Annotated in this window: 10 protein-coding genes; 5 read left to right on the top strand and 5 right to left on the bottom strand. The window is 73.8% G+C overall.

The annotated features are described in order from the left end of the window. Positions 1-15 precede the first annotated feature (15 nt). Entirely contained in the window at positions 16-951 is a 936-nt protein-coding gene (locus ACFV6I_RS21690) for a LysR family transcriptional regulator (protein WP_380344418.1), read from the bottom strand. A gap of 184 nt (positions 952-1,135) precedes the next feature. Here ACFV6I_RS21690 and ACFV6I_RS21685 point away from each other — a divergent pair, with 184 nt between their 5' ends. Then, a complete protein-coding gene (locus ACFV6I_RS21685; protein ID WP_380427080.1) occupies positions 1,136-1,735 on the top strand; it encodes a cysteine hydrolase in 600 nt (199 codons plus the stop codon). A gap of 191 nt (positions 1,736-1,926) precedes the next feature. Further along, a complete protein-coding gene (locus ACFV6I_RS21680; protein ID WP_380427078.1) occupies positions 1,927-2,409 on the top strand; it encodes a hypothetical protein in 483 nt (160 codons plus the stop codon). A gap of 50 nt (positions 2,410-2,459) precedes the next feature. Here ACFV6I_RS21680 and ACFV6I_RS21675 read toward each other — a convergent pair whose 3' ends face one another. The 4 genes from ACFV6I_RS21675 to ACFV6I_RS21660 form a co-directional block, all read right to left on the bottom strand. After that, complete coding sequence (locus ACFV6I_RS21675) at positions 2,460-3,185, bottom strand: dienelactone hydrolase family protein (RefSeq protein ID WP_380427076.1); 726 nt, start codon at positions 3,183-3,185, stop codon at positions 2,460-2,462. Between the two features lie 356 nt (positions 3,186-3,541). Continuing rightward, the gene (locus ACFV6I_RS21670) at positions 3,542-4,072 is read right to left on the bottom strand and encodes a hypothetical protein (protein WP_380427074.1); all 531 of its coding nucleotides are present in this window, start codon (positions 4,070-4,072) and stop codon (positions 3,542-3,544) included. Between the two features lie 183 nt (positions 4,073-4,255). Then, positions 4,256-5,398, bottom strand: a complete 1,143-nt coding sequence (locus tag ACFV6I_RS21665; RefSeq protein WP_380427072.1) for an AI-2E family transporter — start codon at positions 5,396-5,398, stop codon at positions 4,256-4,258. A 250-nt stretch (positions 5,399-5,648) separates the two neighbouring features. Further along, entirely contained in the window at positions 5,649-6,107 is a 459-nt protein-coding gene (locus ACFV6I_RS21660; RefSeq protein ID WP_380427070.1) for a hypothetical protein, read from the bottom strand. Positions 6,108-6,439: 332 nt separating this feature from the next. Here ACFV6I_RS21660 and ACFV6I_RS21655 point away from each other — a divergent pair, with 332 nt between their 5' ends. The 3 genes from ACFV6I_RS21655 to ACFV6I_RS21645 all read left to right on the top strand — a co-directional run bounded on the left by ACFV6I_RS21655 (position 6,440) and on the right by ACFV6I_RS21645 (position 8,780). Next, complete coding sequence (locus ACFV6I_RS21655; protein WP_380427068.1) at positions 6,440-6,862, top strand: STAS domain-containing protein; 423 nt, start codon at positions 6,440-6,442, stop codon at positions 6,860-6,862. Between the two features lie 153 nt (positions 6,863-7,015). Further along, a complete protein-coding gene (locus tag ACFV6I_RS21650) occupies positions 7,016-7,423 on the top strand; it encodes an ATP-binding protein (RefSeq protein WP_380427066.1) in 408 nt (135 codons plus the stop codon). A gap of 382 nt (positions 7,424-7,805) precedes the next feature. After that, positions 7,806-8,780 carry a SigB/SigF/SigG family RNA polymerase sigma factor gene (locus ACFV6I_RS21645; protein WP_380427064.1) on the top strand — a complete coding sequence of 325 codons (975 nt, stop codon included), beginning with the start codon at positions 7,806-7,808 and terminating at the stop codon, positions 8,778-8,780. Positions 8,781-8,891: the final 111 nt, after the last annotated feature.

Raw genomic sequence — 8,891 nt, 5'->3', positions numbered from 1 at the left:
CAACTGCGGTGGCGTTCAGCGCGGAAGAACCCAGTCCGGTGTCCAGGTGCCCGGGGCGTCGTGGCCGGTCGTGGTGGCGGCGAGGTGGGTGCGGAGGGTGGTCAGGGCCGGGTGGGGGTTGTCGCGGTGCCAGAGGAGTGAGTGGGGGTAGACGGGCGTCGGGCTGGTCACCGGGATGCGGCGCAGGCCGTGGTCGGCGGGCCAGGCGAGGCGGGTGTGCTCGCCCATGAAGGTGGCCAGGGCCGGGGTGTCGGCGATGGTGTCGAGGAGCGCGTCGGAGCCGAAGTTGGGGCCGGTCGCCTCGATGGTGAGGCCGAACTCGGCGACGAGGTCGTCGTAGTAGGCGCCCCACTCGGTACCGGGGACGATGCCGGGCATCCAGATCCGGTGCCCGGCGAGCTGGGCGACGGTCACCGACCGGGCACCCGCCAGGGCGTGGGCGGGACCGGTGAGGAGCTGGAGCGGCTCGTCGATCACCCGGACGGACTCGATGTCCTCGGGAAGGGGCCGGCCGGGCGCGACGACGGCGCGGAAGGATGCGTCGATCGCACCGGAGCGGATGGCGGTGACGGCCGTCTCGATCTCGAACAGCATCATCACGTCGAGGTCGATCTCGGGATGCGCGCGGTGGAAGCCGCGCATCAGGCCCGACGCCGCGCCGCGCGAGTTGATCACGTCGACGCGCAGCGGACGCCGGCCCGGGCGCACGGACTCGACCGCGCGCTCGGCGGCGCGCAGCAGCTCGCGCGCGTGGGGCAGGAACGCCTGCCCGTCGATGGTGAGCTCGGCCCCGCGCGCGGTGCGGGTGAACAACCGCACGCCGAGGTTGCGCTCCAGCGCGGCGATGCGCTTGGAGACGGCCTGCTGGGTGACGGCCAGCTCGGCGGCGGCCTCCTGGAACTGCCCCGCGTCGGCGGCGGCGACGAAGGTCCGAACGGTGTCGAGGTCCATGGCGGCACTCTATAGGTACAACTGATGGTTGTGGGTTGATGGTCCTGAGGTTGTTTGATCCCCGGGGATGAGGCGCGCTTTGATGCTTCTGATCGCCGATCGGTTGTGTGGGGGGAGTGGCTGTCGGTCCGCCGAATCGTGTCCCCGCACCGACCGGGTGCCGCCAAGCAAGGAGAACAATCGCGTGAGTACCGCCCCCGCACTTGACCCCGAGCACACCGCTCTGCTCGTCCTGGACTGCCAGCCCGCGATCCTGGCCGCTCTGCCCGAGGGCGGAGGCCGGGAAGCCCTGCTCGACCGTGTGGAAGCGGCCATCGCCGATGTCCGCACAAGCGGCGGCACCGTCGCCTACGTACGCGTCGGCTTCACCGAGGCCGACTGGGACGCGATCCCGGCGACCAACAAGTCCTTCGCCCCGCTGGCCCGACACCGCGTCATGCACCACGAGGACCCTGCCACGGCCGTCCACGAGCGCCTGGCCCCCCGGGACGGCGACCTCGTCGTGCGCAAGACCCGCTTCGGCGGCATGTCCACCACCGACCTCGACCAGCAGCTGCGCGAGCGCGGCATCACCACCCTGGTCGTCTCCGGCGTCAGTACCAGCGGTGTCGTCCTGTCCACCGTCCTCGACGCGGCCGACCGCGACTACCGGCTCTACGTCCTGTCCGACGGCGTCGCCGACCCGGACACCGAAGTCCACGACGCCCTGCTGCAGAAGGTCCTCCCCTCGCGGGCCCACATCATCGACACCGCCGAGCTGCGCACCCTGCTCCGGGCCGGCTGACCCGAACCGTCGAGCCGGTCGAGTCGAGTTCGTGCGGGTCACGGTCGTGGGCGCAGGCAACAGCGGTGCCCCGTCGAGGTGGCCGCCGTGGGCGGGACAGGTCGGCCAGGGGATGTCGGTCGGCCCCGGCTGTCGGTGCGCCGGGGCCGATCAGTACAGTCGGCGTCCTTCGTGAGACCTGGGAGGGGTGCATGGACATCGGCACGATACGTGCGGCGATCGGGCCGGAGAGCCCGGACGAGGTGACCGGATCGGGCATCTATGTCTGGGTGGACGTAGGGGCAGTCGGTCATCCGGTGCTGTACATCGGCAGGTCGGGCAACGTGGCCAGGCGAACGAGAAACGAGAGGACGTGGACCGAGCAGTTCCGGGACGCGCGTCGCCGTGGAAACACCCTGTGGTACTCGGCCGGCTGCGGGCTCTCCCCGGTCCTGGCGGCTGCCGCGGATCCGCAGGTGTTCATGTGGGCCCTCGGGAAGGAGGACGCGGGCGCTACCGAGACGGCGCTGATCCGCTTGGCCGCGATGACCGGCGGCACGCCGCCCGCCCAGGGAGCCGGCTGGGGCTGGGGCCGTGGAGACCAGGCGGGGAGTCCGGACCCGGTTCACCAGCTGTTGAGCCGCTGGTTCGAGGGCGATCACCTGGTGCGTCAGATCGCAGAAGCCGACGTCTGACTCGCCGGGCAGGTCGGGTCCGCCGACCGGGTCACTTCGGTACGGCCAGGTCACTCCGGTACGGGCAGGCACTCGGTGAGCAGGGCGACGATGTCGTGCCAGGCGCGCTGAGCGTGCCGGGGGTGGTGGCCGACGCCGGGGAGCACGGCGTGGCCGACCGTCGGGTGGTGGAAGGCGTGCAGCGCGCCGCCGTAGACCATGAGGCGCCAGTCGACGCCCGCGGCCTGCATCTCGGCGGCGAACGCGTCCCGTTGCGCGGGCGGCATGATCGGGTCCTCCGATCCGACCCCGGCCCAGACGGGGCAGCGGATGTGCGCCGCCTCGCCCGGTCGGCCCGTGGTCAGGGCGTTGACCGTGCCGATCGCGCGCAGGTCGACGCCGTCGCGCCCGAGTTCCAGGGCGATCGCGCCGCCGGTGCCGTAGCCGATGGCGGCGATCCGGTCGGGGTCGGTCCGCGGTTCGGCGCGCAGCACGTCGAGCGCCGCGTGGCCGATGCCGCGCATCCGGTCGGGGTCGGCGAGCAGGGGAGTGACGTGCGCCAGCATCTCCTGCGGGTCGGTGAACCAGCGCCCGCCGTTGATGTCGAAGGCCATTGCCACGTAGCCGAGTTCGGCGAGGGCGTCGGCCCGGCGCCGCTGGAAGTCGTTCAGCCCCGGCCCCTCGGGCCCGACCAGGACCGCGGGTCGGCGGCCGGTACCGGCCGGGAGCGCGAGGTGCCCGATCATCGTGAGGCCATCGGCCGGGTACTCGACCGTGCGCGTGGTAACCGTCGTCATGGGACCGGACTGTAGTGAGCGTCGAACCCGGTCGGGCCGGTTTTTCGCCGGTGGCAGAACGGCGCGGGTGTACCTCGGACGATGCGGCGACGGCAGTGGGGGGGGGCGGGCGGGGCGCGCGGGGCGCCGCGCCCCGCCGCGCCGGGCCCGGGGCGCGCCGCCGGGGCGCAGGTCCCCGGCCAGCCGGGACAGCCGCACCGGGAGGCTGTACAGGTGGCGGGGCCGCCCCGCGCGGGGCCCCCCCCCCCACCACTGACGGCAGTCGGCGGGAGGCGGATCGGCGGCTTCGTTCTCACACGATGTCGTCCGCCGCCCGCGTTCCCACCGTCCGCTCCGTCATCCGGTCCAGGCTGATGTCAGTATCCGGCCGGGGCGTCCTCGATGTCCGAGATGAGCTTGGTGCTCAGGTCGCTCTGCACGGCCAGCTTGGTGTGCGTGGCGTTGGGGCCGGTGCCCCAGGTGAGCGTGACGGTGGTGAACAGGTGGCCGGCTCCGGAGTCGTGGTACCGCACCTCCCAGTGGGTGGGCACGTCCTGGGCGCGGAGGACGCCGTCGGCGTGGTTGGCCTGCTCCCAGGCGGCCAGCCGCTGCTGGAAGTCCGCCGTGAGGTAGTGGGAGCGCAGGCCGTCCGACAGGTTGTCGGTGCCGTCGGAGACGGCGTCGATGTAGGCGCCGTAGAAGTCGGCGACCCGGTCGACCGCGGAGTCCGGGCTCCCGTCGCGGACCGGATCCCCCGGCGCCACCCGCTGCCCGCCCGCCTGCTCGGTACTGGTGGTGGAGGCGGGGTGCTGCGGGCCGGCCGCCGTGGCCTGCGGCGCGGCCGCCGCCAGGATCAGGCCGACCGTGGCGGTCGCCGCCACGAGTCCGCGTCGAACACTCAGCTTCATCGTCAGTCTCCCTCGTCATGCCAATGGGTCGAGCCCTGGGCGGGTCACCTGGCAATGCGCGGACCGTCCGGGCCGGATCACGTCAATCACCTGCCCAACGAAGCCCGGACCGGAAGGGAACGGCCCGCGTGCAATCCCGGCGCGGATTCGACCCTTCGGGCCGTCGTGGTGTGATCAGTCCGATCACCGGGGGCCCCGGCCGGGGGCGGCTCGGTGCGGGGGGCGGCGTTCGTCGTGTTGGCGGTGCGGCTGCCCGTGGTGTGCCGTTGGGGGGCCGGTGCGTGGACCCGGGCGGGGTGGTGGGCCGTGGTCGCGGAGTTCGCAGATCACCGCCCAGGCGACCGACACCACCGGCACCGCCACCACCGCGCCGAGGACACCGGCCAGCACGGCGCCGCCGATCACCGACAGCGCGATCGCCACCGGGTGGATCCGGACGGACCAGCCCATGACCAGCGGGTGCAGCAGATGGCCCTCGATCTGGCCGATGACCACGATCAGCCCGAGCACCAGCAGCGCGACCACCGGGCCGCGGGCCGCCAGGGCGACCAGCGCGGCGACGGCCAGCGCGATGGGGGAGCCGATCAGCGGGACGAGCGCCGCGACGAACTCCAACATGATCAGTGGCAGCACGAGCGGCACCCGCAGGACGACCAGCGCGATGCCGACCAGCACCGCGTTGGTCGCCGCCACGATCAGCACACCCCGGGTGTAGCCGGCGAAGGTGCGCCACGCGGCGTGCCCCGCGCGGTTCCAGGCAGATCGTGACCGGGCCGGGAGCTGGTGCTGCGCCCAGCACCACATCCGGTCGCCGGAGTGGAGGAAGAACACCGAGCAGAACACCGCGAGCGCCAGCCCGGTGAGCATTTCGACGACCCGGCTCGCCCCGCTGAGCGCGGTGCTGAGCAGCGCCGAGCGGTGTGCGGTGATGAACTCGCCGAGCTTCGCGCGCAGGTCGGTGACGGTGCCGGCCCGCAGGTGGAAGGGGGCGCCGGCGAGCAGGTGGTCGATCTGCCCGAGGCCGCCGCGCAGTTCGGTGCCCAGCCGGCCCCACTCGCTGGCGACGGTCGTCCCCACCAGGGCGAGAACGCCGCCCACGACCACGATGGCGCACACGAGGACCAGCAGGACGGCGATCGAGCGGGGCAGCGCCCGTGCCAGCAGGTCGACGAGCGGCCGCAGGACCGAGGTGATGACCAGCGCCAGGAACACGGCGATGACCGGCATCTGGAGCTGGCCGAGGACGGAGACGGCCAGGTAGGCGGCCACCCCGAGCAGGAGCAGCCGCCAGGTGTACCCGGCGGCGGTCCGCAGCCCGGCCGGCACGCGGCCTCCGGACCCGCCGGACACGACGGGGCGCGCCCGGGGCAGGACCACCCGGGTCGGGTGGCGCCGCCGGGCCGGTCTCGCGCCGTTCACTCGCACGGGCGGCCTCCCTGGCGTCTGCCGGGCTTCGTCCGGCGTCGCGCGGCTACCCGGGCCGACGGGGCGGAAACGGTCGACGGGGCGGAAACGGCCGAGGGTCTGGAAACGGCCGAGGGTCTGGAAACGGTCGACGGGTCGGAAACGCTCGCGCTCACAGCTGCGCCATGAGCGCGACCAGCAGCGCCACGTAGTCGCCGAGCAGCCCGGAGTGGAGGCGGCGCAGGGGCAGGACGGTCGCCCGGTACGGCCCGCCGGTGCCGCGCCTGGGGTCGCGGCGCACGGCGGCGGCGACGGCGACGGCGACGGCAACGGCGAAGTCGACCGCGATCAGGGCGGAGAGCAGGCCCAGCCCGATCCCGGAGGCCGTCCACCAGGTCTCGGGAGCCGACGCTGCGGGTACGGCCGGCGCCGCGCCGCCGGTGAGCGCCGAGACCAGCCCGAATACGGCGGGTAGCCGACCGAGTTCGCGCCCGGCGACCTCCTCGGCGACGGTCTTGCCGAGCCCGGTGCCGAACGGCGGCAGCCCGGCCAGGGCCAGCGCGCCGAGGCCGAACAGCGCCCCGGGCAGCCGCAGTTCGCGGGCGCGGCCGTGCCGTCCGCGTTCGTCCACCGAGCCGAGCCGTACCGGTCGAGCAGGACGCCGGTGAGGCTGGACAGTGCGGCCTTGGCCCCCGCGTGGCCAGCCACCTACACCGCCGCGGCGGTCAGGAACAGGCCGACGTGCCCGACGGTGGAGAACGCCGGCACACGTGTAGCCACCGTGGCTGCGGGCACACGCGGGGCATGGATGAGGAGCGGGTGGTGGGCCCGGCGCTGCCCGGGGCGGTGGCCGTGCCCGGGGAGGCGGTCCGTCCGGTCCGGGCCGGACGCGCGACCCGAACCGCCGCGCGGGATGGCGGTCGGGACGACAGGACGCCGCCGCGACCGGACCGGGAGCCCGCCATGCCACGGCCGGCCGAGCAGCCCAGCGGGGGTGAGGGGGAGCAGCAAGTCGGCGGCCTGCGCGTCGCGGTGCGCCGGGAGGGCCGCGTGCGGGTGGTCTCCGTCCACAGCGAACTGGACCACGGCAGCGCGAACGGGCTGTGGGCGGCGCTCTCCCGTCCGGTGGCCGGGGGCGAGGAACGGATCGTCGTCGATCTCACCGGCCTGCGGTTCTGCGACTCCACCGGGCTGAACCTGCTGCTGCGCGCACGCCTGGACGCCGAGGCGGCCGGTCTGCGGCTGGAACTCGCCGGTCCGAGGCCCGTGGTGGCGAGGCTGTTCGCGATCACGGAGGCCGACACGGTGCTGCGCATCCACCCCGACCTCGACGCCGCTCTGAAGACCGCGGACCCGCCGCAGCGCGGCCGCGACGACGTGGAGTGAGGAGAGCCCGGCATGAAGAGCCCCGGGGATGGAGCGTTGCCGAAGGACTCCGGCCGGAGGGCGACGGCTTCCGGCCGGGGGCCGGGCGGCTCCGGCCGTCGGCCGAGTGGCTCTGACCGACGGCCGGGCGGCTCCGACCGGACCAGGCGGCTCGTGCTGGCCGGCAGTGAGGGCGCGGTCCAGCGGTCCCGGGACTTCAGCCGGGCGGCGCTGCTCGCCTGGCACTGGCTGCCCGCGCCGGATGCCGGGCGGCTGGCGGCGGCGGAGGACGTCCTGCTGATGGTGTCGGAGCTGGTCACCAATGCGTGCCTGTACGCGCCCGGCGGTCCCCGGGAGCTGCGGCTGGGCTGGGACGGCGAGCGGCTGCGGGTGGAGGTCTCGGACGCCAGCCCGGCCGCGCCGCGGCTGCGCCCGTTCGCGGACCCGGGCCGTCCCGGCGGCCACGGCCTGCGGGTGGTGAACCGGCTGGCGCGCGACTGGGGCTGCCTGCCCGAGGGCGAGGGGAAGCTGGTCTGGCTGGAGGTCGCGCCCCCGGTGGACCCCGGCGCCCTCCAGCTCTGACCCTCCGGGAACCGGGGGGGTCAGAGCTGACTGGGGTGCGGCTGGGGCGGCGGCTCGGTGTCCGGGCCCGGGGGAACCGGGGCGGTCGTCATCACCGGCGTGGTCCTCGTCAGCGGCATGATCGTCATACGCGTGTATCTGTAGATAAGGCAATAAACCGCCCAAAACATGAATTGGAAGTCGTGTGTCGGGTAGAGAACGCATGACGCGGCCATGGATCGCAGCCAGTCGCGTCCGCACCCTCGCCGGGTGCCACCGGGGCCGTCGCCCGACGGAAGCCGGGCCCAGGTCCTCCGGAAAGCAGCCCGTCGCGTTCGGCGCGAGCCGCTCGCGGTGCCGGGCGTTCGCCCCGATGCCCCAGGAGAGAGCCACCGTGTCCACCATGCTGGAAACCGGTCGCCCCATCGACTGGACGGCCGCCCCGCCGTCCGGCCTGCCGCCCGACGTGCCACCCCGCCCGACGGACGCGCAACTGCGCGCGATGGGCAAGTACGAGGCACGCGAGCTCAGCGACGCGCTGTTCGAGCGCCTGGCCGCACTCGCCCGCGAAACGCACGCGTACAGCTACGTGCGCGGCACGATCATCGAACTCAACATGCCGCTGGTGCGCTTCATCGCCGCCCGCTTCCGGCACCGCGCCGAGGACATGGACGACATCCTCCAGGTCGGCACGATCGGCCTGATCAAGGCCGTCGACGGCTACGACCCGCAGCGCGGCGTCGAGTTCGTCACCTACGCCATCCCCACCATCGCCGGCGAGATCAAGCGCTTCTTCCGCGACACCTCCTGGCCGGTCCGGGTCCCGCGCGGCATGCAGGAGCTGTACCTGACCGTGGCCCGCGGATCCGACCGGCTGGAGCAGGAACTCGGCCGCCTCCCGCACCCCGACGAGATCGCCGAGGACCTCCACATCACCGTCGAGGAGGCCACCGAGGGCCTGGTCGCCGGCCGCGTCTACCGGCCCGACTCGCTGGACGCGCCGCGCGAGCACGACCTCGACGAGAGCGGCGGCGCCATGCTCGACCGCCTGGGGGCCTGCGACCCCGGCATCGAACTCGCGGACTTCCGCACCGCTGTGCGCCCCCTGCTCGCCCGCCTGTCGTGCCGCGATCAGACGGTGCTCAAACTGCGCTTCTGGGACGGCTGGACCCAGTCCCAGATCGCCGAGCGCATCGGCGTCTCCCAGATGCACGTCTCCCGCCTGCTCACCGCCACCCTCACCAGCCTGCGCGAGCAGTTGGAGGACCGCGACGCCCCCGGCTGGGCGGACGAACCCGCAGGTCCGGCCGAACCCGAGGGAGCGGACGACTGTGGAGCGGACGACGAGGGAGCCGCTGAACCCGAGGCGCCGCGCTGATTTCCCTCCCTCCCGGGCGTTTCCGGCCCCCCCCCCCGGCTATCCCCGCAGCCGGGGGCCGCCCCGGGCGCAGCGGGGTGTATGGGGGTGTAGGAGGAACACCCTGTCCCC

This window comes from Kitasatospora sp. NPDC059803 (assembly GCF_042732255.1).
GTDB lineage: Bacteria > Actinomycetota > Actinomycetes > Streptomycetales > Streptomycetaceae > Kitasatospora.
This window is presented reverse-complemented; position numbering and strand designations above follow the sequence as displayed.

Coding starts and splice junctions, on each gene's coding strand:
- ACFV6I_RS21645 (WP_380427064.1), top strand. CDS start 7,806: ATGCTGGAAACCGGTCGCCCCATCGACTGGACGGCCGCCCCGCCGTCC.
- ACFV6I_RS21690 (WP_380344418.1), bottom strand. CDS start 951: ATGGACCTCGACACCGTTCGGACCTTCGTCGCCGCCGCCGACGCGGGG.
- ACFV6I_RS21675 (WP_380427076.1), bottom strand. CDS start 3,185: ATGACGACGGTTACCACGCGCACGGTCGAGTACCCGGCCGATGGCCTC.
- ACFV6I_RS21680 (WP_380427078.1), top strand. CDS start 1,927: ATGGACATCGGCACGATACGTGCGGCGATCGGGCCGGAGAGCCCGGAC.
- ACFV6I_RS21670 (WP_380427074.1), bottom strand. CDS start 4,072: ATGAAGCTGAGTGTTCGACGCGGACTCGTGGCGGCGACCGCCACGGTC.
- ACFV6I_RS21655 (WP_380427068.1), top strand. CDS start 6,440: ATGCCACGGCCGGCCGAGCAGCCCAGCGGGGGTGAGGGGGAGCAGCAA.